Genomic DNA, 23,514 nt, shown 5'->3' with positions numbered 1-23,514 from the left:
CGAGCACCGCGCCGGCAAACACCGGTGGACCACATTGCTATTTGAGAATGAATCTCATTATGATCCAAGCTCCGTCGTCCTCTCTCGAAAGTCGTCCATGACCATCCAGCTCAACAGGGCCGTCCTGGCTCCCGTCCTCGCCCTCGCCCTGCCGGTGACGCTGATCGCGGCGTCCGGCTCGCCCGCCGCGGCGGCCGAACCCCGTCCGTTCGTCCTCACCTCGGGACACATCGATCTCTTCGACGTCACCTACGACCAGCCGTCCGGCGGCCTGGCGCTGCGGGTCGGCGACGACACCGGCCTCCACGGCTCGGGCAAGGTGTTCCGCGACCCCGCGGACGTCACCATCGCCGTCGACGCCGACGAGGCGGCGTTCGAGCTGCCCGAGGGGCTCCTGGCGTCCTACGACTTCCTCGGCGAGACCGGCGACACCGTCTACGTCCTGCCGTTCAGCCAGGACCAGGCACTGCCGTGGCCCGGGTGGAGCACCGAGCGCCTGGTCGCGAGCCTCCCCGCCGGCACCACGCTGCCGGCGTCGGGCCAGCCCGTGCGGCTCGCGGTGGAGGTGGAGGGGCCCGGTGAGGTGCACTCCTACATGCAGAGCCCCTTCGGCGAGCCGACCAACCACCACGTCGACTCCAGCGACGGCGGTCCCGACACGATCCCGGTCAGCCGCAGCGCCCACGTGCACACCGAGTGGGCGTTCACCGAGGTCGGCACCTACACGCTGACGGTCACCCCGACCGCGCAGACCACCGAGGGTCCGGTCCTGACCGGGCCGGCGGCGGAGTACCGGATCCAGGTCGGCGAGGAGGCGGCGGACCTCGGCCTGGAGGTCACGCCCAACCGGCCGGGCGCGACGTACCTCTACGGCCAGGGCATCACGCTGAGCGCGGCCCCGACCGCCCCCACCGACCTCGACCACTACCACTGGTTCATCAAGAAGCCGGGGGACGCCGACTACGCCATCAGCAACCGGTCGGGCACCGCCGAGCTCAAGCTGCCGACGTCGCTGGTCTGGGACGGCGCGCAGGTCTACGCCAGCCTGTACGGCGCCGACCACCAGGTCGTCGCGTCGTCGGAGCCGATCACGCTCGACGTCTCCCAGCTCGACCAGATCACCACGCTCGGCGCGAGCGCCGACCAGGCCACCCACCGGGTCGGCGACGTGGCCCGGTTCACCTCCACCCAGCAGCCGGTCACCGACCAGGCGCACTACCACTGGTACCTGCGCAAGACCGGCGAGGAGTTCTACACCTACATCCCCGGCAGCGACGCGGCCGACGCCGAGCTGCCGATCGCGGCCGACATGGACGGCGCCACCGTGGTGGCCCGCCTGTTCGACCACGACCACGCCGTGGTGGCCGAGTCGGCCCCGATCACCCTCGACGTCGTCGAGGGCGCCGCGGTGGGGACGACGACGTCGGTGGCGCTGAGCAGCGCCACCAGCTCGTACGGCGCGCGCCGGGCCGTCGTCGCCGACGTCCGCGTGGCCGCCGGTACGGCGCCCGGCGCGGGTTCGGTGCGGCTCACGGTCGGCGGTGAGCCGGTCGGTGCCTCGGTCGCCCTCTCGCCCCAGGGCGCGGCGCCGATCACCCTGCCGCGCACCCTCCCGGTGGGCCGGCAGTCGGTCGCCGCGACGTTCGTCCCGCAGGACGCCGGGGCCCAGCGTGCCTCGACCGCGGCGGCGCACGCGCTCACGGTCCGCAAGGCCGCGACCACCACGTCGGCCCGCGCCACCGCCGCTCGCCGCCCGGTCGTGCGGATCCAGGTCCGCTCCGACCTCGCCCCGCGGGGCACGGTCGTGGTCGCGCGCGGCTCGAAGGTGCTCGGTAGGGCCCGGGTCGCCGGCACGCCGGCCCAGCTGCGGCTGCCCCGCCTCGCACCCGGCCGCCACGCCCTGACGGTCCGCTACCTGGGCAACGCGTCGTTCCGCTCCAGCACCGACCGCCTCGCGGTGCAGGTCGCCCGCCGCTGAGCGACCGCGACACCCGACGGGCCCCGGCATCCGCCGGGGCCCGTTGTCGTCGTGGCCGGGGTGATGTCAGGACGTCGTACGACGACGCTGGTCGAGCCGGGCGAGCGGCAGCGAGCCCGAGTCGAGACCCGGTGAGGGAAGGCATCCTGCGGGGGTCTCGACTCGCGGAGACTTCGTCCCCGCGGCTCGACCACCGTCGGTGATCGACCGTCGTACGACGGCCACTCACGCTGGTCGAGCCGGGCGAGCGCCCGACCCCGAGTCGAGACCCGGCGAGGGAAGGCACCCTGCGGGGGTCTCGACTCGCGGAGACGTCGTCCCCGCGGCTCGACCACCGTCGCCGTGCGACGTCGTACGACGGGTGGTCCTCAGCCGGCGGAGTCGTACGACGGGGTACGGCGCCAGCGGGCGAGCTGGCCGTGGCGGGGGGCGCCGAGCCAGGCGAGGAGGAAGAGCGAGGTCAGGACCAGGACGACGGTGCCGCCGACCGGGAGGTCCCACGACCAGGAGACGTAGAGGCCGACGAGGGCCGAGACGCTGCCGAGCAGGGGGGCGAGCACCATCATCACGCCGAGGCGGTCGGTCAGCAGCCGGGCCGTGGCCGCGGGGGTGACGAGCAGGGCGAGGACCAGGATGTTGCCGATCGTCTGGACGGAGATGACCACGGCCAGGGTCACCAGCACGTAGAGCGCCAGGTCGAGCCAGAAGACCCGGAGGCCGAGGGCGCGGGCCATCTCGCGGTCGAGGGTGACGGCGACCAGCTGCTGGTGGAGCAGCACCGCCGCGCCCAGGACCAGCAGGCCGGTGACGCCGACGACGGCGAGGTCGCGGTCGGGGATGCCGGTCAGCGAGCCGAAGAGGAACTGCTGCAGCGAGCCGGCGTAGCCGGGGGCCTGGGAGATCACGACGAGGCCGAGCGCGAACGCGCCGACGAAGAAGACCCCGATCACCGAGTCCTCCTTGAGTCGCCGGCCCTGGGAGAAGACCGCGATCAGGACGGCGGTCACGACGCCGGCGACGGTGCCGCCGAGGATCAGGTTGCCCGAGACGACGAAGGCCACCGCCAGGCCGGGGAAGACCGCGTGGGCCACGGCGTCGCCGATGAAGGCCATGCCGCGCAGGACGACGTAGCACCCCACCACGCCGCAGACGATCGCGGCCATCACCGCGACGCCCAGGGCCTTGGGCAGGAAGCGCAGGTCGGGGTTGAGCAGGTCGGCGAGGAAGTCGGACAGCGGCATCAGCGTGGCTCCAGGATCCGCAGCAGGGGGTTGTTCTCGCTGACCCCGAAGGTCTCGGTCCACAGGGCCGGGTCCTGCAGCTGCGAGGCCGGCCCGTCGGCGACGATGCGGCGGTTGAGCAGCGCGACGCGGTCGCAGGAGTACAGCGCGGAGACGATGTCGTGGGTGGTCATCAGGACGCCGCGGCCGTCGCGGGCCAGGGACGTGAAGAGCTCGAGGAGGATCTCCTGGGTGGGCATGTCGAGCCCGGAGAACGGCTCGTCGAGCAGCAGCACCGTGGGGTCGAGGGCCAGGGCGCGGGCCACCAGCACCCGCTGCCGCTGGCCGCCCGAGAGCTCCCCGACGGTGCGCGCGCGCAGGTCGCCCATCCGGACCAGGTCGAGGGCCCGGCCCACGGCCCGCCACTCCGGCACGCCCGGACGACGCAGCAGACCGAGCCGGCCGGTCAGGCCGGAGGCGACGACCTGCTCGACGCTGATCGGGAAGTCCCACGCGAACTCGTGGCGCTGCGGCACGTAGCCGATCCCGGCACTGCGGCGGCGGACGGGGACGCCCTCCACCCGCACGGTGCCCGCCCGCGGGCGCAGCAGCCCCAGGACGCCGCGCAGCAGCGTCGTCTTGCCCGCACCGTTGGGCCCGATCAGCCCGACCAGCTCGCCGCGGTCGACGACCAGGTCGATGCCGTCGAGCACCGGGCGGCCGCCCAGGTCGACCACCAGCCCGGCGACCTCGAGCGCGCGGCTCACGGCTGGTCCAGGGCACGACGACGGGCCGAGCGGCCGCGCAGCACCAGGGCGACCGCGACCGCCGCGAGCAGCAGCGCGGCACCTCCGACGGCCAGGGCGACCGGTGCCAGGGAGTCGTCGTCGGCCGACTCCGTGGCGGCCTCCTCGTCCGCCTCCCCGGCGGGGGAGGGCACGGTCTGCGACGGCGCGGTCGCCGCGGGTTGCGCGGAGAACGCGTCGTCGGCCGAGGTCGCGTCGCCGACGGCGACCCGCAGGGTGCCGGTGGCCGCCTGCTCGGACCCGTCGACGAGCTGGGCCGACGCCTCGATCGAGACCAGGTAGACCCCGGGCTCGGTGAAGACCCAGTTGGCGTGGGTGTGGGTGTTGACGTCGACGAAGAGCGGCTGCTCCTCGGGGACCGTGGAGTCCCACAGCACGTCGGGCGCGCCGAAGCCGCCGTCCTGGAGGTAGACGACGAGGTCGCCCGGTCCGTCGACGCCGGTCAGGCTGAGGGTGACCCCGCGGTCGACCGAGGCCATCACCTCGGGGTCCTGGGTGTTCCAGCCGATCCACACGATGTCGTCGGACTGGGTCTGCGGCACCACGTGCACCGGCTCACCCGCCGGGACGCCGAGGAACTCGTACGCCGGGTCGTCCGGCACCTGCTGCAGCGCGACGTCGCCGACGGCGAAGACGGTGCGGTCGAGCTCGCGCCACACCGAGCCGCCGGCCCCGTCGGCCCCGGTGTCGTCGTGGACCATCAGCTCCCACTCGCCGTCGGCGAAGCGCGGCCCGAGGTCGACGTGCCCGCGGTCGCGGACGACGTCGTCGGTGGCGACGTCCTGGTCGCCCTCGATGCGCTGGTCGAGGCCGGGGTCGTCGGTCGGCGTCGCCTGCGCCGGGGGGCAGGCGAGCGCGGCCAGGGTCAGGCTCAGGGTCGCCAGGGCGAGCCGGGGACGGGACATGGGTCGTGCTCCTTCAGGAGAGGCAGTCGTGGAGCGACGCGGCGTTGAACCGCATCATCTGGACGTAGCTGGTGACCTCGTCGTCGAGCGTGTCGCCGTAGATGGGACACACCTCGACGCCCTCCTCCTCGGCCACCTGGGCGAGGGTGCCGGAGCGAGCCGCCAGGTTGGGCTCGAGGAAGACCGCCGGCACGTCGAGGTTGCGGATGGTCTCGGTCAGCTTGCGACGGTCGGCCAGCGACGGCTCGACCGCGGGGTTGGGGGTCACGAAGCCGGCGATCCGCAGGTCGTAGGCGTGCGCCAGGTAGGCGAAGGCGTCGTGGGTCGTCACCAGGTAGCGGCGGGAGGCCGGGATGGAGGCGATGGTCTCGGCGAGGTGCTCGTCGAGCGCCTCGAGCTCGGTGAGGTAGTCCGCGGCGCGGTCGCGGTAGTCGCGAGCGTGCTCGGGATCGGCGCCGGCGAGGGTGTCCCGGATCAGCTCGACGTAGGCCTGGGCGTTGCCGACGTCCTGCCACAGGTGCGGGTCGATCTCGCCGTGCACGTGCTTGCCCAGCACCGCCTGTGGCAGCTGGTGGATGGCGGTGCCGGGGGTGCCGAGGAACCCCAGTCGCCGGTCGTCGGGCACCTCGGCGAGTGCCTTGGCCGGTACGTCGACGACGACGTCCTCGGCGGCCAGCTCCTCCTGCGTGAGCTCGCCGCCGCCCTCGGGGTCGTAGCGGATGCCGACCTCGCCGGTGTCGAGGTCGGCGGTGAGGTCGGCGTGGCCCTGGTCGAGCACCCGGGCGCCGGGGACGACGTCCTCGGGCGGCACGCCCACGGCGAAGGTGAACGTCGACTCGCCGAGCGGGACCGAGGCCGACTGCTCGTCGGGCTGCAGGCGGGCGGCGAGGGTGAGGGTGTAGACCCCCGGCTCGGTGAAGGCCCACGACATGTGGGTGTGGGCGTCGACCGGCAGGGTCGCGGTGTCGTCGCGGTAGCCGTCGGCGTCGTCGAAGCCGTCGGAGGAGTCGAAGTAGACCTCGGGGTCGCCGAAGCTGCCGGTGAGGTAGCCGACCAGGTCACCGGGGCCGGTCGCCGCCGTGGCGCTGACCAGGACGTCGGAGGCGCGGGTGGCGTCGTACGCCGCGCCGTCGCCCTCGGCGCGCAGGCCCAGCCAGATCGTGTCGAGGTTGACGTTCTCGACCAGCGGGATGATCTCGGCGGCGTACTTCACCGCGTCCTCGGCGAGCGAGATGTTGACGGCCTCGGCGGGCAGGTTGGCATCGAGCGCCTTGATGATGGTGTGCTCCTCGAGCAGCAGGTAGTTGCTGAAGGCGACGTCGGCGTAGACCACGTCGCGCACCCGGCGCAGGCTGGGCTCGTAGCTGTGCGGGTCGGCGCCCTCGGGCACCAGGGACGTCACGTTGACGTCGTCGCCACCGACCCGGGCGACCAGGTCGGCGATCAGGGCGGTGGTGGTGACGACCTGCAGGCGCGGGTCGTCGTCGGACAGGGTGGGCGGGGTGGCGCACCCGGCCGCCACGAGCACCGCCGCACCCAGGACGGCCAGCAGGGCCCTAGGCGGCACGGCGCAGCCACCTCGGCGCGACGGGTCGGCGGCCGCGCAGCACGAGCCCGCCGAGGAACAGCAGGGTCAGGCCGAGCGGCAGGAGCCGGTCGACCGTGCTGTCCAGCCCGGTGCCGGGCAGGGTGCAGGTCCTCTCGACCGTGGGCGCTGGCGCCGCTGGCGGGGCGGGGGCCGCGGGCGCCAGGACCGGCGCGGTGGTCGCGACGCTCGTCGTCCGTGCGGTCGCGACGCTCGGGACGACGCGCCGGGAGGAGGCCTCGTCCCCGACGAGGAAGGTGAGCGTGGCGGTCGCGGACACCGCCGTGCCGGCGTCCAGCGTGCCGCTCTGGGTGAGGGTGACCCGGTAGGCCCCGGGGGCGGTGAAGGCCCAGCTGCCGTGGGCGTGCACGTTGAGCGGCACGGAGAACGACGACGGGAACCCCGCCACCGACCCGAACACCTTCTCGCCGACACCACCGAACGAGTCGGTGAGGTAGACCGCCAGGTCGCCCGGTCCGTCGACGGAGTCGAGCCGGAAGCGGACGTGTCCGCTCACCTGCTCGCGCACCGCCGGGTCCTGGGTGTTCCAGCCCAGCCACGGGATGCCGTCGACCTGGGTCTGCGGCATCAGCCACACCTGGTCGCCGGGGCTGCCGAGGAAGGCGTGGTCGGTGCCGGCCGGCACCTCCTGGACCGCGGAGGCACCCAGGACGAACGCGAACCCGGCGGGGTCCTCCCACGACGGCGGCTGGCTGCGGTCGTCCTTGACCCGGGCCACCAGGGCCCCGTCGACGAGCTGCGAGCCGAAGTCGAAGTGCCCGGTGGTGATGCGCTCCCGGGTGGCCGGCGGGGTCGTGGTGCCGCGCCCGGTGCCGGCGTCCCCGCCCGAGCCGGAGCCGGAGCCGCCGGCGTCGCTCGTCGGGACGCAGGCCGGCGCGTGCGCCGGTGCGCCGGGCAGCCCGGTCCCGGCCGGCCCGTCGCCGTCGGCCGCCTCGCCCGTCCCGGTCCCGGTGCCGGGGCGGTCGCCGGCCGGGTCGGGCAGGTCGGTGCCGTCGGGACCATCAGGACCGTCGGGACCATCAGGACCGTCGGGCCCGGGCGCCGGCGTCGGGTCCGGGTCGCTGCCGTCGGCGCAGGGGCCGACCTGGACGAAGAGGGTGTCGGTGCTCGAGACCCGTCGGCCCCCGTCGAGCGTGGCCAGGTGGGTGGTGGTGATCCGGTAGGACCCGGGCTCGGTGAAGGTGAGGTTGCCGTGCACGTGGGTGCCGGGAGCGATCGTGGTGCGGTCGGGCCACCCCGCGGTCCGACCGAGGACCTTGGTGAGCGCGCCGAACGACCCGGTCTGGTAGACGAACACCTCACCCGGCCCGTCGACGTCGTCGAGGCGCCACGTGGTCGGCCCGGCGATCCCCGAGACCGCGCTGGGGTGCTGGGTGTTCCACCCCAGCCACGGCACGCCGTCCTGCTGGGTCTGCCCGATGTTCCAGACCGGGTCGCCGCTCTGCCCGAGGAACGAGTACGCCGCTCCGGCGGGCACGGTGCTGCGGGCGGCGTCGCCGAGGGCGAGCAGCACTGAGTCGGGACGCCGCCAGGTCGGTGGGGTCGTGCGGTCGTCCTTGAGCCGCGACACCAGGGTCCCGGCCCGGACCTGCACCCCGTAGTCGAGGTGGCCGTCGGACACGGTCTCCGCCGAGGGGGACAGGCCGGGGACGACGCAGCCCGCGCGCTGGGCCGTGGGGCCGCGCCGCACCGGGTGCCGGGTGGGGGGCTGCTCGGGGAGGACGGGTGCCGGCGGCGCGACCGGCGCGACCGGCGCCGCCGGCGGCTCCGGCACGGGAGCCGGGGCGGGCGGGGTCGTGGGTCGTGGGGCGGTGACCCGGACCAGGTGCGTGGTCGCCGGACCGGTGACCTGGCCGCCGTCGGGCGCGACCGTGACGGCGTGCGCCTCGATGAGGTAGTCGCCGGGCTGCCCGAACAGCCAGGTGGGCGCGACCGCCGTGCCCGGCAGGGGGACCGTGGCCCTCGGGTCGGCAGCGGTGTCGAGGTGGACGTCCAGCCGCGCCGGGTCGCCGGTGGGGGAGAACGCCACCACCCGGCCGGGCCCGTCGACGGCCAGCTCGAGGGTCACGGCCGTCCCCGGCGCCTGCTCCGCGCTCCAGCCGATCGCCGGCAGGCCGGGCACCCCGGCGCCGGGTGCCTGGTAGACCCGGGTGCCCGCCGCGACGACCCCGTCCCACGGCGCGGTGACGTCGGGCGCCACGTCGTACGCCGCGAGGTCGCCGTCCACCACGATCTCGACCGTCTCGGGCGCGACGGTCCGGCCCTGCGCGGTGGTCGTGACGAGGGGGGTGCCGGTCTCGGTCCGCACGTCGAACGCCGTCACCGGACCCTCGGCGACGACCGCGAGGACCGCGGCGTCGTCGCCGTCCGCTGCGTCGGCGGCGGTCGAGGCGGTGCAGGCCAGCACCAGCACACCGACCAGGACCGAGGCGACGCCGGCGACGGCCCTGCGGCGCGGTCGGCCGCGGACGGGGAGGAGGTGGTGCAGGGGGTGGGTCATCAGCGGCTCTCGGGTGGTGGACGGTGCGGTCCACACCCTAACGCAAACGAGAATCATTCTTGTTAGACGGGTTCTCCGCTCCGGAGCGGGGGTCGGCTGCAAGGTCGGTTCAAGGTGCCCTCAACTTCGGTTTCCGCCGCCCCGGCGTCGATAACGTCGCAGTGTTGGTCCGTGAGGGTTCCGCCGCCGGCGGAGAAGCGCTGCGGTCGCCTCGTCGTCGAAGGAATCCGCATGCCCGCGCCCGGCCCCCGCACGTCACGCCGTTGGGCCGTCGTCCTGGCGGGTGCGGTGCTCGTCGCCGGCCTCGGCGGTCCCGCCACCGCTCCCTCCACTGGCCCTGCCACCGGTCCGGACGTCGTGCGGACCGTGGCCGCGACCCCGCCCGGCCCGTCCGCCGACGGTGCTCACCTCGGCCGCCGGGTCCAGCTCTCGGTCTCGGCACCCACCTGGGTGCGGGTGGGCCAGCGGGTCAGCGTCACCGGCGTCGTCCGGGTCCGGTCCGGGTCGCGCCCCCTGCGCCTGCAGCGGAGGGTCGAGGGGTCGTGGCGCACGATCGCCACCACCCGCTCCACCCGGGACGGCTCGTTCACGATGGTCGCGCCGGCCCGGACGGTCGCGGGGCGCGTGCGCCTGAGGGTGACCGCACGGCGCAGCGACCCGCTCCGGGCGGTGGCCTCGCGCGACGTCGTGGTGGCCGTGCGGTCCCGGCCGACGCCGCCGTCGACGGAGCAACCCGGACCGCCCGTGCCGCCGGGACCGGGCGACCCCTCGGCGCCGCCGGACCCGGCCGTGGCGCCGGCGACCGACCTCCCCGCCCCCGCCGGCTCGGCGGACGACTGGACCTGGCTGAAGTCGGGCGGCGTCCGGTGGGACCCGTGCACCACGATCCGGTGGGCCTACAACCCGACCGGCTCCTACGTCGGGTCGCTGGCCGACACCAAGCGTGCGTTCGCCGGCATCGCCGGTCACACCGGGCTCCGGTTCCGTTACGTCGGCAGCACGTCGTACGTGCACTACACCGCCGCCACCTACCCGGACAACGTCGACTTCGCGGTCTCCTGGACCGACGAGACCGCTGTGCCGCGCCTGGCCGGCTCCACCATCGGGTACGGCGGCGGCTCGTCCGTGCCGGCCCCCGCGGGGCGCGACGTGGCCTACGAGCTCACCCGCGGCTACGTCGTCCTCGACGCCGCCCACACGCTGCGGCCCGGGTTCGCCCGCACCGGCCCCGTCACCTGGGGCCAGGTGCTGACCCACGAGCTGCTGCACGGGCTCGGCCTCGGCCACGGCACGGGCAGCACCCAGCTGATGAACGGCAGCCTCACCAGGGCCAACCACCTCTACGGCGCCGGCGACCTGTCCGGGCTCGACAGGATCGGGGCACGCGCCGGCTGCCTGTGAGTCCGGGGTGACCCGGTCGCGGACGTCGGCCGTGACACGCACCGTCGGTACTTGTGCCTTGGATACGCGGTATGCATACTCGATATCCATGAGCATCCCGCACGGTCTCCTGGCCCTCCTCGACCGGGGCCCCATGTACGGCTACCAGCTGCGCGCCGAGTTCGAGCAGGCCACCGGGTCCACCTGGCCGCTGAACATCGGCCAGGTCTACTCGACGCTGGCCCGGCTCGAGCGCGACGGCCAGGTCACCGCCCTGGACACCGACGAGGAGGCTCGGCAGCGCTACGAGCTGACCGACCTCGGGCGCCAGACCCTGAGCACGTGGTGGACCCGGCCCATCACGCTCGGTGACCGTCCCCGCGACGAGCTCGCGATCAAGCTCGCGCTGGCCGCCACGGCGCCGGGCCTCGACGTGCGCGCGATCGTGCAGGCCCAGCGCACGTCCACCATGCAACGGCTCCAGGAGCTGACCCGCCTCAAGCGTGACGGCGAGAGCGACGACCTCGCCTGGTCCCTGGTGCTCGACAACCTGAGGTTCATGGCCGAGGCCGAGCTGCGCTGGCTCGACCACTGCGAGCAGGCCCTCATCCGTGCCCGCCCGGCGACCGCTCCCGTCGCGGCCGCCGTCCCCACCCCCGCGAAGGAGAGCATCCGATGACCGCCCTCTCCCTGGTCGACGTCGACCGCATCCACGGCGCCGGCAACGCCGCCGTCCATGCCCTGCGCGGCCTGACCATCCACGTCGAGGTCGGCGAGCTGGTGGCGGTCATGGGACCGAGCGGGTCGGGCAAGTCGACCCTGCTCAACCTCGCCGGCGGCCTCGACCGGGCGACGGCCGGCCAGGTGCTCGTCGACGGGGTCGAGCTCGGCGACCTGGCCCCGCGCGAGCTGGCCCGGCTGCGGCGGCACCGGGTCGGCTACGTGTTCCAGGACTTCAACCTGGTCCCGTCGCTCACCGCGGCGGAGAACGTCGCGCTGCCCCTCGAGCTCGACGGCGTCCGCGCCCGGACCGCGCGCACCCACGCCCGCGACGCGCTGAGCGAGGTCGGCCTGGTCGACCTGGCCGACCGGCTGCCGCAGGACATGTCGGGCGGGCAGCAGCAGCGGGTCGCGATCGCGCGTGCGGTGGTCGGCGAGCGCACCCTCATCCTCGCCGACGAGCCCACCGGCGCCCTCGACTCGGCCACCGGGGAGCAGGTGATGCGGCTGCTGCGGGACCGCTGCGCCCAGGGGGTCGCTGCCCTGCTCGTCACCCACGACGCCGGCCATGCTGCCTGGGCGGACCGTGTCGTCTTCCTGCGCGACGGCGCCGCCGTCGACGACACCGGCCGGGCCGCGGAGCCCGAGTCGCTGCTCGCGGAGGTCTGAGGCGTGGCACGCATCCACCGCTGGCGCCCTGCCCTGCGGATGGCCTGGCGCGACCTGCTGGCCCACCGTCTCCGCACGGCGGTCCTCACGCTGTTGGTGGCGCTCCCCGTCACGGCGGCCGTCGTCGTCTCGACGATCACGCTGACCGAGGACTTCTACTCCTCCAACTCCCTCTACACCGACTACGGGTCCGCCGACGCCGAGCTGAGGGTGACCCCGTGGCCGGCCGTCACCTCGAGGCACGAGGACCAGGGGCGCTACGTCACCTCCGGCAAGGCCCGCGGCGTCGCGCGGAGCGAGCGGCGCGACCCCCTTGCCGTCGACGTCACGAGCCTGCTGCCGCCGGGTTCACGCGTGACCCGGACCGGTGAGGCCCAGCTTCGGCTCGCGACCGGTGGCACCTTCACCGCCACCGTCGCCGACCTCGACGACCCGCTGGTCCGCGGCACGACGGATCCGCTGGTGGCGGGCCGGGCGCCGTCGGCGCCCGATGAGGTGGCGCTTCCCCGGCTCGTCGCCGACGAGCTCGGTCTCCTCGACGGCTCGGGGCCCGCCGCCGACGCCACCGTGGCGCTCGAGGACGGCACGGCGCTGGACGTCGTCGGGATCACCGACGCCGGCTCGGCCATCCAGGAGACCCGCTCGTTCGTGGTGCCGCCCGACACGGTCGTGCTCGAGGGCGTCACCCGCGACCCCTACGCCGGCGGCCCGCTGATGCCGCGCTTCCTCGTCGACCTGCCGGAGCTGTCGACCGCGGAGGCGATCGAGCTGCACGAGGAGCTGGCTGCCGCGGGGGTCTCGTCGTGGATGCGCGACGCCGTGGAGCACCCGCGTGACTGGGGTCAGGCCGCCCCTCTCCCCACACCCGCCGATCCGGTCGCGGTCGCCGTCGGGGCCGTGGTCATCGGGATCGGGCTGACCGAGGTGCTCGTGCTGGTGGGCGCGGCGTTCGCCGTCGGAGCCCGGCGCCAGGCTCGCGCCCTGGGTCTCCTCATCACCTTCGGTGCCACCGCGGCCGACGTCCGTCGTACCCTCCTCGCCCAGGGACTGTGGGTGGGCGTCCTGGCCGCCTCGCTCGGCACCGTGGGTGGGCTGGCGGTCCTCGGCTGGGGCCGCGGAACCCTGGGACGGCTGGGCTCCACCACCTACTACGACTACTCGTTCTCGGTCGGCAGCATCCTGGTCATCGCGGTCCTCGGCGTGGTCAGCGCGGTGCTCGCGGCCGCGATCCCGGCCTGGGGCGTCGGTCGGATGACTGCCGCGCAGGCCCTCGACGGGCACGTGGCGACCCGGTCCGCGCGCCGCCACCGGTTCCGCGACCCTGGACTCGCCCTGGTCGGCGGCGGGTTGCTCGGGCTGGTGGTCTGCGGCTGGTGGATCGCCCGCACCTACGGCACCACGGCGGCCTCGGCCGCCCGCGACGGCGGCGCGGTCGACCCCGGTGCCGCGACCCCTGTGGTCTCCGCCGTGCCCGTCGTGCTCGGCGGGGCGTGCGCCCTGGTCGTCCTCGTCGGGACGACGCTCGCGCTGCCCTGGCTGATCTCGGCCGCGGGCAGCACCAGCAGCCGCGGCTGGCTCCCGTGGCGCCTGGCCACCCGGGACGCCACGCGCAACCGGGGTCGTACGACGGCAGCGGTGCTCGCCGTCGGCATCACCACCATGGGCGCGGTCTTCGCCGGGATGGGGGTCGCGGCTGCCGGCTCGATCCCCGAGTCGGGCTCCGGGAGCGGATTGCCCGAAGGTGTCGGCTCGGTCCACCTCGACGGGGGCCGGGCGACCGATCCCGCCAGGGTCGGCGCGCTCGAGCGCACCCTCCACGACGTCGTCGGCGCCGAGAAGCTGCTGGTGACCTCGACGCCCGTCCTGGGCCGGCGCGACCTGGTGGGCCCGGGAGGGGACCCGATCCGGGTCGTCGACGACGACTTCCTGGCCCTGGCCGAGGTCTCTGACGAGGCTCGCGCCGCTTTTGCCGCGGGATCGGTCCTCACGTTCGTCCCCGCACCCTCGGGCCGGCTCGCGGCGCACGCCGGACGCGGTCCGGGGCGGAGGGACCTGAGCCTGCCGGCCCTCCGGGTGGACACGGCGTGGGCGACCTACGAGTCCGGGTGGATCTCCGCGGAGACCGCCGCCGCCCTGGGCGCCACGCTGCGGCCCGACCCCGACGCGTGGTGGGTGGCCGGCCCCGACGGCCTGCACGCCGACGACTCCGACCGACTGGCGCTCCACGGGATCTCGGCCCACAACGGGCTCGAGAGCACCGGTGCGCAGGACCAGGATGCGCTGGTGCTGGCCGGTGCGGTCGGGGTGCTGGTCGTCACCGGCCTGGTCGTCGGGCTGATCGTGGCCCTCTCGGCCGCCGAGTCCCGAGACGACGCCGCGACCCTGGCCGCCATCGGGGCCCCGCCGTGGGTGCGTCGCGCAACCTCGGCCGGACACGCGCTCTACGTCGGCGGGCTCGGCTCCGCCATCGGGCTGCTGCTGGGGCTGGCCGGCGGGGCGTCCCTCCTCCAGGTGGTCGGCCCACCCGGTACGCCGGTGCCCTGGGCCGCGCTGGGGCTGGTCGTGCTCGGCGTACCCCTGCTGTGCGCGGGGGTCGGGTGGGCGGTCACCCCGACGCGACTGGCGTTGACCCGCCGAGCCGGCTAGGTCCCGCTGCCGCACGGCGGGAACGACACGGGCGCGGACCCCCCATGAGGGGATCCGCGCCCGTGGTCGTCCGCTGCCGGCGAGGTCGGTCGAGCACCTCGGTCAGGCCCGTGGAGGCACCTGCGGCACCTAGGCCTTCTTGGTCTCCCAGAAGATCTCGGCGATCTCGTCGATCTTGGCGAGCAGCTGGTCGGCCACGTCGGCGTCGAGGGTGCCCTTGGCGCCGGACGCGCCGGCGAGCTTGGTGGCCTCGTTGACCAGCACGTGGAGCTGGGGGTACTTCTCGAAGTGCGGGGGCTTGAAGTAGTCGGTCCACAGCACCCACAGGTGGTGCTTGACCAGCTCGGCGCGCTGCTCCTTGATCAGGATGGCGCGGGTGCGGAAGTCGGGGTCGTCGTTGTCGGCGACCTTGGCGATGATGCCCTTGATCGACTCGGCCTCGATGCGCGCCTGGGCGGGGTCGTAGACACCACAGGGCAGGTCGCAGTGGGCCTGGGCCTCGATGGTGGGAGCGAAGAAGCGGGAGAGCATGGGATTCCTCTCAAGCGTTGGGGACGTCGTTTGCGACACTACTCCGCGTGGACGGCCCGGCTCCCAGACCCCTCGGGATGGTCTTGGTGCGCGGACGGTCGATGCTGCCGGGGCTGCGCGACGGCGACCGCCTGCTCGTGCGCTACGGCGTGGAGCTGCGCGACGGCGACGTCGCGGTGGCGCGCTTCCGCGACGGGACGGTGGTGGTCAAGCGGGTGGCCGGGTGGCGGGGGACCGGCTGGTGGCTGCTCTCCGACAACGCCGAGGAGGGCCGCGCGGACTCCCGGGCGCGGGGCGTCGTACGGCCCGAGGACGTGCTGGGCGTCGCCCGCTGGCGGCTGTGGCCACGCCCCCGTCGGCTGTGACCCGGGTCTCCACGAGACGCGGTCGTGCGGGGTTCGGGGTGTGGAAGTATCCCCGATCGTGGCCGACCCGACCCCCGAGACCGCCGAGGCACCATCGCACCCGCGCGCGGGCGACCCCGTCTTCGACCTGCACGTGGGCGGCAAGATGGCGATCGTCTCGACCGTCGACCTCCACGACCGCGACGGCCTGTCGCTGGCCTACACGCCCGGGGTGGCGCTGGTCTGCGAGGCGATCGCGCAGGACCCGTCGCTGACCCAGCACTACACGTGGGTGCCCAACACGGTCGCGGTCGTCACCGACGGCACCGCGGTGCTGGGGCTGGGTGACATCGGCCCGGCTGCGGCGATGCCGGTGATGGAGGGCAAGGCCGTGCTGTTCAAGCAGTTCGGCGGCGTCGACAGCGTGCCGATCTGCCTCGACACCACCGACACCGAGGAGATCATCGAGACCGTGGTGCGCCTGGCGCCGAGCTTCGGGGGCATCAACCTCGAGGACATCTCGGCGCCGCGCTGCTTCGAGATCGAGGACCGCCTCAAGGAGCGCCTGGACATCCCGGTCTTCCACGACGACCAGCACGGCACCGCCGTCGTCGCGCTGGCTGCGCTCAAGAACGCCCTGCGGCTGACCGGTCGTACGCCGGCCACCACGCGGGTCGTGATCTCCGGCGCCGGCGCCGCGGGCGTCGCCATCGCCAAGATCCTGCTCGAGGCCGGCATCACCGACCTCGCGGTCACCGACCGCAAGGGCGTGGTCCACTCCGGCCGCGGCGACCTGACGCCGGTCAAGAAGGCCCTGGCCGAGCTGACCACCGACCACACCGGTCGCAGCGGCTCGCTGGCCGACGCCCTCGACGGCGCCGACGTCTACCTCGGCGTCTCCGGCGGCACCATCCCCGAGGAGGACATCGCCCGGATGGCGCCGGAGTCGATCATCTTCGCGATGGCCAACCCGACGCCCGAGGTCCACCCCGACGTGGCGCACCGCTACGCCCGCGTGGTGGCCACCGGCCGCTCCGACTTCCCCAACCAGATCAACAACGTGCTGGCGTTCCCCGGGATCTTCCGCGGCGCGTTCGACGTGCACGCGACCGCGATCACCGAGGGCATGAAGCTCGCCGCGGCCAACGCCCTCGCCGACCTCGTGGGCGACGAGCTCACCGAGGACTACGTCATCCCCTCGCCGTTCGACCCCCGTGTCGGCCCCGCCGTCGCCGCCGCCGTCGCTGCCGCCGCCCGGGCCGACGGCGTCGCGCGGCGGTAGCGCGACCGGCCGAGCGCCGTCAGCCCATCCGGTTGGGGTCGCGCCAGATCCGCTCGAACGGCAGCCGCCAGGCGTGGGGCGCGATCAGCTGGTGGATGGCGTTGGGGCCCCACGAGCCGGGGGCGTAGCCGCGCACCGGCGGCGGGTTCTCCAGGAGCATCGTCGACTTGTCCCACAGTGTCTCGATGCCGGTGGCTGAGGTGAACAGCGTGTGGTCGCCGCGCATCGCGTCGTGGATGAGCCGCTCGTAGGCCTCCAGCACGAGGCTGGTGCTCGTGGTGTCGACGGTGGCGAACTGCATCGACAGCTTCTCCAGCTTCATCCCCGTCCCGGGCCGCTTGCCGTAGAACGACAGCGACATCCGCGACTGGTCGGCCAGGTCGAAGGTGAGGTGGTCCGGCCCCTGGGTGCCGACGTTGGACCCCGCCGGGAACATCGACAGCGGGGGCTCCTTGAACGCGATGGAGATGATCCGGGCGCCCTCGGCCAGCTTCTTGCCGGTGCGCAGGTAGAACGGGACGCCGGCCCAGCGCCAGTTGTCGATCTCGACCTTGAGCGCGATGAAGGTCTCGGTGTCGGACTCGTCGGCGACCTGCTCCTTGCCGCGGTAGCCGTTGTACTGGCCGCGGACGACGTTGTGCGGCTCGATGGGCCGCATCGAGCGGAACACCTTGAGCTTCTCCTCGCCGATCGGGCCCGGCGCCAGAGTGGTCGGCGGCTCCATCGCCATGAACGCCAGCACCTGCATCAGGTGGGTGACGACCATGTCGCGGTAGGCGCCGGTCGTCTCGTAGAACGCCGTGCGCCCCTCCAGGCCGAGGGTCTCGGGCACGTCGATCTGCACGTGGTCGATGAACTGGCGGTTCCAGATCGGCTCGAACAGCCCGTTGGCGAAGCGGAACGCCAGGATGTTCTGCGCCGCCTCCTTGCCGAGGAAGTGGTCGATGCGGAAGACCTGGTCCTCGGCGAAGACCTCGTGGACCCGGTCGTTGAGCTGCTTGGCGCTGGCCAGGTCGACCCCGAACGGCTTCTCCATCACCACCCGGGAGCGCTCGACGAGTCCCGCGGCGTGCAGGTCGCGGATGCAGTCGAGGGCAGCCCGCGGCGGCACCGAGAGGTAGTGCAGACGGCGTACGTCGGCCGCGTCGCCGAGCTCGCTCTCCAGGGCACCGACCATCTTGGCGAGGGCCTGGGGTCCGGCGGAGGTCGGGACGTAGTGCAGCTGGTCGCTGAAGACGGCCCAACGGTCGTCGGTGATCTCGCCCTTCCCGAACTCCTCGCAGGCGCCCCGGGCGAGCGCGTGGAACGCGGCGCGGTCGAGGTCCTCGAGGGAGGTGCCGATGATCCGCATCTCCGGCACCAGGTCGGCCTCGCACAGGCGGAGGAGTCCGGGCAGGAGCTTGCGCTTGGCGAGGTCTCCGGTGGCACCGAAGAGCACGACGACGGTGGGGTGGTCCATGCGGTCCACGCTAGACCGCCCCGGTCACGAGCGCACGACACGCCGCTACGGTCGGGTGCATGTTCGCTGTCTACGCCGAGTCCTTCTCCGCTGAGAACCCCCTCGACGGCCTGGTCCTGGGGGAGCGGCCCGACCCGGTCGCGCCCGACGGGTGGACGACGGTCACCGTCAAGGCCGCCTCGCTCAACCACCACGACGTGTGGTCCCTGCGCGGCGTGGGGCTCAAGGAGGAGCAGCTGCCGATGATCCTCGGCTGCGACGCCGCTGGGCTCGACGAGGACGGCAACGAGGTGGTCGTGCACGCCGTGATCAGCGACCCGTCCTGGTCCGGCGACGAGACCCTCGACCCCAAGCGCTCCCTGCTCTCCGAGCGGCACCAGGGCACGCTCGCCGAGCAGGTCGTGGTGCCGCGCCGCAACGTCGTCCCCAAGCCGGCGTCGCTCTCGTTCGCCGAGGCCGCCTGCCTACCGACCGCGTGGCTGACGGCGTACCGGATGCTGTTCACCCGCGGCCGGCTCACGGCCGGCGACACCGTGCTGGTGCAGGGCGCCGGCGGTGGCGTCGCGACGGCCTGCATCATCCTGGCCCGCGCCGCGGGCCTGCGGGTGCTGGCGACCTCGCGCGACGAGGCCAAGCGCGCCCGGGCGCTCGAGATCGGCGCGCACGACGTGTTCGAGTCAGGCGCGCGGCTGCCCGTCAAGGTCGACGGCGTGATGGAGACCGTCGGGCGCGCCACCTGGTCGCACTCCGTGCGGTCGCTGCGCCCCGGCGGCGTCATCGTCATCTCCGGGACGACGTCCGGTCCGAAGCTCGACGACGCCGAGCTGACCCGGATCTTCTTCCTCCAGCTCTCGGTGGTCGGCTCGACGATGGGCACCCGCGACGAGCTCGCCTCGCTGGTCTCGATGCTCGACGCCACCGGCACCAAGCCGCTCATCGACCGCGAGGTCGCGCTCCGCGACGCCCGCGCGGGCTTCGAGGCGATGGCCGGCGGCGACGTCTTCGGCAAGATCGTCTTCACCGCCTGATGCCCCGCCACCTGATCACCGGCGCCGGCTCCGGCATCGGGGCCGCGCTCGCCGACCGGTTGTACACCCGCGGTGACTCCCTGGTGCTCCTCGCCCGGACGCCGCTGCGTGCCGTCGAGCTGGCCGAGCGGTTCCCCGGGGCCGATGTCGTCGTCGCCGACCTCTCCGACCCCGCGTCGCTGGGACTGCCCGAGCTCGACGCGCTCGACTCGGTGCACCACGTCGCCGGGGTCGTCGACCTCGCACCGGTCTCGACGCTGGAGACCGCCTCGCTGCGCGCGCAGCTCGACGTCAACCTGGTCGCACCGGCGGTGCTGACCCGGATGGTGCTGCCGGCGGTCCGGGCGGCCCGGGGCCTCGTCGTCTTCGTCAACTCCTCCGCCGGCTTGTCGGCGGGTGCCGGCTGGTCGGCGTACGCCGCCTCGAAGTTCGGGCTGCGGGCGTTCGCCGACGCGCTGCGCGCCGAGGAGGTCGAGCACGGCGTGCGGGTCACCACGGTCTTCCCGAACCGCACGGCGACGCCGATGCAGGAGAAGGTGCACGAGCAGGAGGGCCGGACCTACGACGCGTCGCGCTGGATCAGCCCGGGCACCGTGGCCGACACGATCCTGCACGTCCTCGACCTTCCGCCCGACGCGACGATCCCCGAGGTCACGGTCCGCCCCGTGGTGCCCCGCGCGACCTGAGCGGTTTCGAGAGGTTGCCAGCGCAACCTATCCACCGCATCGGTGACCCACGCTGGTCGAGGAGGGCCGCCAGGCCCGTCTCGAGACCACTCCCACGCCGGCCGAGTCGAGACCCGGTGGGGTGCGGATCCTGGGTGGTTTCGAGACGGTTGCCAGCGCAACCTCCTCAACCACCGTGGGTGGCCGGCCGTCGTACGACGCCCTGTCGGCGACCGCCGCTGGTCGAGCCCGAGTCGAGATTCGGTGGGGTGCGGCTACTGGGTGGTTTCGAGACGGTTGCTAGCGCAACCTCCTCAACCACCGTCGGTGATGGCCGGGTCCGGCCTCCTCGACCACCGTGGGTGCCGGCCGGGTCAGAGGGGCGGGCGGCGGTCGGCCCAGGGCTGGGCCTGCTCGAGCTGGGCCGCCAGGCGGAGCAGGAGGCCGTCGGCGCCGAGGCGGCCGACCAGCTGGGCGCCGATCGGGAGGCCGTCGGGGGTCCAGTGCAGCGGGACGGTCATCGCCGGGCGGCCGGTGAGGTTGGCCAGCTGGGTGTAGGGCACCCAGCCGAGGTTCTGGCTGATCATCGTCTCGACGATCGGGGTGAAGCGCAGCACGCCCGCGGCGCGGGCGGTGAGCAGCGCCCGCTGGGCGAGCTGCACGGGGCCGGGCGCGTCGAAGGCGCCGATGCGCGGGGGAGCGGTGGCGGTGGTGGGGGTCAGGAGCAGGTCGTAGGTGTCATGGAACTGCGCGAGCCGGCGTACGTGCAGGTGCCGGTCCTCGAAGGCGCGGACCAGGTCGACCGGGCTCGTCGCGCGCCCGAGCGCGGCCATGGTGAGGGTGTCGGGCTCGAAGCCGCCGTCGCCGCTGCCCGAGACCCGTTTGGCCTCCTCGACGGAGTAGGCGCAGTAGACGAACCAGCTGGTCAGGAAGTCCTTGGCCAGCGCGGCGTCGTCGAACGGCGCCGCGTCGAGGTGCTCGACGTGGTGGCCGAGGCTCTCGAGCAGCTCACCCGCGGCGGTGGCGGCCGCGACCGCCTCGGGGTCGGGGTCGGGGTTGATCGAGCTCGCCGTGCACAGGCCGATCCGCAGGGTGCCGGGGTCCTGCCCGACCTCGTCGGCGTACGACGCGGCCGGCGACGCTGCGAGGTAGGGCGACGACGCAGTGGGCCCGGCGAGCACGTCGAGCATCGCGGCGGTGTCGCGCACGCTGCGCGAGATCACGCCGTCGGTGGCGGTGCCGCCGAGCGGCTCGCCGTGGGCCGGTCCCGACGGCACGAGGCCGCGGGTGGGCTTGAGCCCGAACAGACCGCAGGCCGAGGCGGGGATCCGGATCGACCCGCCGCCGTCGCTGGCCCCGGCGCACGGCACGATGCCGGCCGCGACGGCCGCGGCCGAGCCGCCGGAGGACCCGCCGGGCGTGCGGTCGGTGTCCCAGGGGTTGCGGGCCGGGCCGAACAGCAACGGCTCCGTGACGCCCTTGGCGCCGAACTCGGGGGTGTTGGTCTTGCCGAGCACCGTGAGCCCGGCGTCGAGCCAGCGTTGCACCACGTCGGCGTTCTCGGTGGCCACGGTGGTGGCGAGCGAGCGCGAGCCACCGCTGGTGGGGTGGCCGGCGACGTCCTGGTGGAGGTCCTTGACCAGGAACGGGACGCCGTGGAACGCGCCGCCGGCACCCGCCGCGGAGGTGACCGCGGGGTCGATCTCCACCACGACCGCGTTGATGCGGTCGTCGACCTCGGCGATCCGGGCGCGGGCGGCCCGGGTCAGCTCGTCGGGCGTGACCTTGCCGAGGCGGACCAGCTCGGCGAGGCCGACGGCGTCGTGGGCGGCGTACTCCTGGGGCTCCATGGCGCGATCCTAGGGAGGGACCGCGGGCCCTCAGCCGCGTGACTGCCAGCCGAGCGCCCCGATGATGACCATCCGCAGCTGCGTGCGGGCGCGCTCGGCGACGGCCTTCTCGGCGTCGGGCCGGCCGGCGGCGACCAGGACGTCCTCGGCGGTGGCGACCATCGCGGTGACGATCAGGTTGGACAGCACGTGCAGGTCCTCCGCGCTCCACTCGGCGGTGCCGGGCAGCCGCGCCAGGTCGGTGGCGAGCTCGCGCTCGCACAGCTCGATCTGGTGCCGGATGGCGGCGCGCACGGACAGCGGACCGGCCGCCCGCTCGCGCACGATGAACTGGAAGTGCTGCCGGTCGTGCTGGACGTGGGTGAGCAGGGTCGCCACCGACCGGTCGACGATGTCGCTCAGCGCCGGGTCGTGGCGGCGTACGTCGCGCAGCATGGCGCGCAGCGACACGAAGGACTCGTCGACCAGTGCCAGCCCCAGCGACTCGATGGAGTCGAAGTGCCGGTAGAACGCGGTGGGCACGATGCCGACCTGCTTGGCCACCTGGCGCAGCGAGAGCGCGACCAGGCTGCTCTCCTCGCAGAGCACCAGCGTCGCGTCGAGGATGGAGCGCCGGGTGCGTTCCTTGCGCTCGACCCGCGTCTGGGTGGTCTCGGTCACCCCGGGAGTCTAGGACGGCTTCACAGGTGCACGTGTGTCCACACTCACCCGGGACGGCGGTTGACCCCTCGCGAGAGGTCCACCATGCTCGTGGGTGTACACACGTACACCCAAACCTGGAGGCACCGATGAGCACCACCGCACCGATGCCCGTGGCCCAGCGCATCCTGCGCTCGCGGGTGCTGGCCGCCCTGACCTCGCCGCACGGCGTCGACCGCTACCTCGAGATGGTCAACCCGATGTGGGCGGCCGAGGAGGTCCGCGCCCGCGTCGTCTCGGTCGTGCGCGAGAACCCGGCCAGCGACGCCGCCCCCGTCGCCACGATCACCCTGCAGCCCACGTCGACCTGGCGCGGTCACCGCGCCGGTCAGTACGTGCAGGTCGGCCTCGACCTGCCCGGGTCGGCCCGCCGGATGACGCGCTGCTTCACCGTCTCCTCGGCCGCCTCGGTGCCGGGCGAGACAATCACCCTGACCGTCCGTGCCCACGACGAGGGCGAGGTGTCCAGGCGGCTCGTCGCCGCCGAGCCCGGTCTGGTGCTGCACCTGAGCCAGGCCCAGGGCGACTTCACCTACGACGAGAGCCCGGCCACCCCCACCAACAACCACCTGCTGTTCATCACCGGCGGCTCCGGCATCACGCCGGCGATGTCGATGGTGCGCACGCTCCTGCGCGACGGCTACGACGGCCGCGCGGGTCGGAAGGTCACCTTCCTGCACTACTCGCGCTCGGTCGAGGACCAGATCTTCGCCGACGAGCTGGCGGCCGTCGCGGCCGCCGACAACGACGTCACCGTGCACCTGCGCCACGGCGACCACGTCTTCTCCGAGTTCGAGCTGCGCCGGCTCGTGCCGCGCTACCGCGACACCGACACCTGGGCGTGCGGACCCGCGGGACTGATGGAGCTCGTCGTGGCGGCGTACGCCGACGGCGGCGAGCGGCGCCTGCGCACCGAGCTCTTCAAGGCCCCCAAGCCGGCCGGCGTCGGCTCCGCCGAGGGCGACGTCGCCTTCACCCGGTCCGGCAGCGTGCTCGCCGAGGCCGCCAACACCGGCGCCACCCTGCTCGAGCAGGCCGAGGCCCTGGGGCTCGAGCCCGAGTTCGGCTGCCGGATGGGCATCTGCTTCTCCTGCACGACCCGCAAGACCGAGGGCACCGTCCGCAACGTGCTCTCGGGCGCCACCTCGTCGCTCCCCGATGAGGACATCCAGATCTGCGTGAGCGCCCCCGAGGGCGACTGCGCCGTCGAGCTGTAAAGGAGTCCC

Annotated in this window: 19 protein-coding genes; 10 read left to right on the top strand and 9 right to left on the bottom strand. The window is 73.9% G+C overall.

Annotation, left to right across the window (positions count from 1 at the left end; all coding sequences use genetic code 11):
* The first annotated feature begins 97 nt into the window (after positions 1-97).
* Positions 98-1,978, top strand: coding sequence for a choice-of-anchor M domain-containing protein (locus AC4MBH_RS04655; RefSeq protein WP_491793183.1), 1,881 nt, complete (start codon positions 98-100; stop codon positions 1,976-1,978).
* A 368-nt stretch (positions 1,979-2,346) separates the two neighbouring features.
* Here AC4MBH_RS04655 and AC4MBH_RS04650 read toward each other — a convergent pair whose 3' ends face one another.
* The 5 genes from AC4MBH_RS04650 to AC4MBH_RS04630 are packed head-to-tail and all read right to left on the bottom strand — an operon-like array spanning position 2,347 to position 9,015.
* Positions 2,347-3,219 carry an anchored repeat-type ABC transporter permease subunit gene (locus tag AC4MBH_RS04650; protein WP_491793182.1) on the bottom strand — a complete coding sequence of 291 codons (873 nt, stop codon included), beginning with the start codon at positions 3,217-3,219 and terminating at the stop codon, positions 2,347-2,349.
* On the bottom strand, positions 3,219-3,965 hold the full coding sequence (locus tag AC4MBH_RS04645; RefSeq protein ID WP_491793181.1) for an anchored repeat-type ABC transporter ATP-binding subunit: 747 nt from the start codon (positions 3,963-3,965) through the stop codon (positions 3,219-3,221). Before AC4MBH_RS04645 ends, AC4MBH_RS04650 begins: the two co-directional genes overlap by 1 nt.
* Complete coding sequence (locus AC4MBH_RS04640) at positions 3,962-4,909, bottom strand: choice-of-anchor M domain-containing protein (RefSeq protein WP_491793180.1); 948 nt, start codon at positions 4,907-4,909, stop codon at positions 3,962-3,964. Before AC4MBH_RS04640 ends, AC4MBH_RS04645 begins: the two co-directional genes overlap by 4 nt.
* A 13-nt stretch (positions 4,910-4,922) precedes the next feature.
* Positions 4,923-6,476, bottom strand: coding sequence for an anchored repeat ABC transporter, substrate-binding protein (locus tag AC4MBH_RS04635; RefSeq protein WP_491793179.1), 1,554 nt, complete (start codon positions 6,474-6,476; stop codon positions 4,923-4,925).
* Positions 6,466-9,015 (bottom strand): TIGR03773 family transporter-associated surface protein, encoded by a 2,550-nt coding sequence (locus AC4MBH_RS04630; RefSeq protein ID WP_491793178.1) that lies wholly within the window; start codon positions 9,013-9,015, stop codon positions 6,466-6,468. Before AC4MBH_RS04630 ends, AC4MBH_RS04635 begins: the two co-directional genes overlap by 11 nt.
* Before the next feature lie 231 nt (positions 9,016-9,246).
* Here AC4MBH_RS04630 and AC4MBH_RS04625 point away from each other — a divergent pair, with 231 nt between their 5' ends.
* The 4 genes from AC4MBH_RS04625 to AC4MBH_RS04610 all read left to right on the top strand — a co-directional run bounded on the left by AC4MBH_RS04625 (position 9,247) and on the right by AC4MBH_RS04610 (position 14,430).
* On the top strand, positions 9,247-10,416 hold the full coding sequence (locus AC4MBH_RS04625) for a hypothetical protein (RefSeq protein WP_491793177.1): 1,170 nt from the start codon (positions 9,247-9,249) through the stop codon (positions 10,414-10,416).
* A gap of 88 nt (positions 10,417-10,504) precedes the next feature.
* On the top strand, positions 10,505-11,074 hold the full coding sequence (locus AC4MBH_RS04620) for a PadR family transcriptional regulator (RefSeq protein WP_491793176.1): 570 nt from the start codon (positions 10,505-10,507) through the stop codon (positions 11,072-11,074).
* Positions 11,071-11,784, top strand: coding sequence for an ABC transporter ATP-binding protein (locus AC4MBH_RS04615; RefSeq protein ID WP_491793175.1), 714 nt, complete (start codon positions 11,071-11,073; stop codon positions 11,782-11,784). Before AC4MBH_RS04620 ends, AC4MBH_RS04615 begins: the two co-directional genes overlap by 4 nt.
* 3 nt (positions 11,785-11,787) lie before the next feature.
* Positions 11,788-14,430, top strand: coding sequence for an ABC transporter permease (locus AC4MBH_RS04610; protein ID WP_491793174.1), 2,643 nt, complete (start codon positions 11,788-11,790; stop codon positions 14,428-14,430).
* A gap of 129 nt (positions 14,431-14,559) precedes the next feature.
* Here the strand turns inward: AC4MBH_RS04610 and sodN are convergent, their stop codons facing one another.
* Positions 14,560-14,961 carry a superoxide dismutase, Ni gene (gene sodN, locus AC4MBH_RS04605; protein WP_491793173.1) on the bottom strand — a complete coding sequence of 134 codons (402 nt, stop codon included), beginning with the start codon at positions 14,959-14,961 and terminating at the stop codon, positions 14,560-14,562.
* 47 nt (positions 14,962-15,008) lie between these two features.
* Here sodN and AC4MBH_RS04600 point away from each other — a divergent pair, with 47 nt between their 5' ends.
* Together AC4MBH_RS04600 and AC4MBH_RS04595 are read left to right on the top strand one after the other, a co-directional pair.
* Positions 15,009-15,326 (top strand): S24/S26 family peptidase, encoded by a 318-nt coding sequence (locus tag AC4MBH_RS04600; RefSeq protein WP_491793172.1) that lies wholly within the window; start codon positions 15,009-15,011, stop codon positions 15,324-15,326.
* A 145-nt stretch (positions 15,327-15,471) separates the two neighbouring features.
* Positions 15,472-16,587 carry an NAD(P)-dependent malic enzyme gene (locus AC4MBH_RS04595; RefSeq protein ID WP_491794108.1) on the top strand — a complete coding sequence of 372 codons (1,116 nt, stop codon included), beginning with the start codon at positions 15,472-15,474 and terminating at the stop codon, positions 16,585-16,587.
* Positions 16,588-16,606: 19 nt separating this feature from the next.
* Here AC4MBH_RS04595 and zwf read toward each other — a convergent pair whose 3' ends face one another.
* Positions 16,607-18,046: a glucose-6-phosphate dehydrogenase gene (gene zwf, locus AC4MBH_RS04590; RefSeq protein ID WP_491793171.1), complete on the bottom strand. Its 1,440-nt coding sequence runs from the start codon at positions 18,044-18,046 to the stop codon at positions 16,607-16,609.
* A 59-nt stretch (positions 18,047-18,105) separates the two neighbouring features.
* On the opposite strand from zwf, the gene AC4MBH_RS04585 reads away from it, so the two are divergent.
* Both AC4MBH_RS04585 and AC4MBH_RS04580 read left to right on the top strand, forming a co-directional pair.
* Positions 18,106-19,074: a zinc-binding dehydrogenase gene (locus AC4MBH_RS04585; protein ID WP_491793170.1), complete on the top strand. Its 969-nt coding sequence runs from the start codon at positions 18,106-18,108 to the stop codon at positions 19,072-19,074.
* The gene (locus AC4MBH_RS04580; RefSeq protein WP_491793169.1) at positions 19,074-19,760 is read left to right on the top strand and encodes an SDR family oxidoreductase; all 687 of its coding nucleotides are present in this window, start codon (positions 19,074-19,076) and stop codon (positions 19,758-19,760) included. The genes AC4MBH_RS04585 and AC4MBH_RS04580 overlap by 1 nt, the downstream gene beginning before the upstream one ends.
* 353 nt (positions 19,761-20,113) lie before the next feature.
* Here AC4MBH_RS04580 and AC4MBH_RS04575 read toward each other — a convergent pair whose 3' ends face one another.
* Positions 20,114-21,589, bottom strand: a complete 1,476-nt coding sequence (locus AC4MBH_RS04575) for an amidase (RefSeq protein ID WP_491793168.1) — start codon at positions 21,587-21,589, stop codon at positions 20,114-20,116.
* Positions 21,590-21,619: 30 nt separating this feature from the next.
* Positions 21,620-22,249, bottom strand: coding sequence for a TetR family transcriptional regulator (locus AC4MBH_RS04570; protein ID WP_491793167.1), 630 nt, complete (start codon positions 22,247-22,249; stop codon positions 21,620-21,622).
* Positions 22,250-22,377: 128 nt separating this feature from the next.
* Here AC4MBH_RS04570 and AC4MBH_RS04565 point away from each other — a divergent pair, with 128 nt between their 5' ends.
* Entirely contained in the window at positions 22,378-23,505 is a 1,128-nt protein-coding gene (locus AC4MBH_RS04565; RefSeq protein ID WP_491793166.1) for a flavin reductase family protein, read from the top strand.
* The last annotated feature ends 9 nt before the right edge of the window (positions 23,506-23,514 follow it).

It is taken from the genome of Nocardioides sp. WJ219 (assembly GCF_058559815.1).
This window is presented reverse-complemented; position numbering and strand designations above follow the sequence as displayed.

Excerpts from the sequence above, each read along its gene's own strand:
- AC4MBH_RS04585 (WP_491793170.1), top strand. The coding sequence starts at position 18,106 with ATGTTCGCTGTCTACGCCGAGTCCTTCTCCGCTGAGAACCCCCTCGAC.
- AC4MBH_RS04630 (WP_491793178.1), bottom strand. The coding sequence starts at position 9,015 with ATGACCCACCCCCTGCACCACCTCCTCCCCGTCCGCGGCCGACCGCGC.
- AC4MBH_RS04615 (WP_491793175.1), top strand. The coding sequence starts at position 11,071 with ATGACCGCCCTCTCCCTGGTCGACGTCGACCGCATCCACGGCGCCGGC.
- AC4MBH_RS04580 (WP_491793169.1), top strand. The coding sequence starts at position 19,074 with ATGCCCCGCCACCTGATCACCGGCGCCGGCTCCGGCATCGGGGCCGCG.
- AC4MBH_RS04575 (WP_491793168.1), bottom strand. The coding sequence starts at position 21,589 with ATGGAGCCCCAGGAGTACGCCGCCCACGACGCCGTCGGCCTCGCCGAG.
- zwf (WP_491793171.1), bottom strand. The coding sequence starts at position 18,046 with ATGGACCACCCCACCGTCGTCGTGCTCTTCGGTGCCACCGGAGACCTC.
- AC4MBH_RS04565 (WP_491793166.1), top strand. The coding sequence starts at position 22,378 with ATGAGCACCACCGCACCGATGCCCGTGGCCCAGCGCATCCTGCGCTCG.
- sodN (WP_491793173.1), bottom strand. The coding sequence starts at position 14,961 with ATGCTCTCCCGCTTCTTCGCTCCCACCATCGAGGCCCAGGCCCACTGC.
- AC4MBH_RS04625 (WP_491793177.1), top strand. The coding sequence starts at position 9,247 with ATGCCCGCGCCCGGCCCCCGCACGTCACGCCGTTGGGCCGTCGTCCTG.
- AC4MBH_RS04640 (WP_491793180.1), bottom strand. The coding sequence starts at position 4,909 with ATGTCCCGTCCCCGGCTCGCCCTGGCGACCCTGAGCCTGACCCTGGCC.
- AC4MBH_RS04595 (WP_491794108.1), top strand. The coding sequence starts at position 15,472 with ATGGCGATCGTCTCGACCGTCGACCTCCACGACCGCGACGGCCTGTCG.
- AC4MBH_RS04620 (WP_491793176.1), top strand. The coding sequence starts at position 10,505 with ATGAGCATCCCGCACGGTCTCCTGGCCCTCCTCGACCGGGGCCCCATG.
- AC4MBH_RS04655 (WP_491793183.1), top strand. The coding sequence starts at position 98 with ATGACCATCCAGCTCAACAGGGCCGTCCTGGCTCCCGTCCTCGCCCTC.
- AC4MBH_RS04650 (WP_491793182.1), bottom strand. The coding sequence starts at position 3,219 with ATGCCGCTGTCCGACTTCCTCGCCGACCTGCTCAACCCCGACCTGCGC.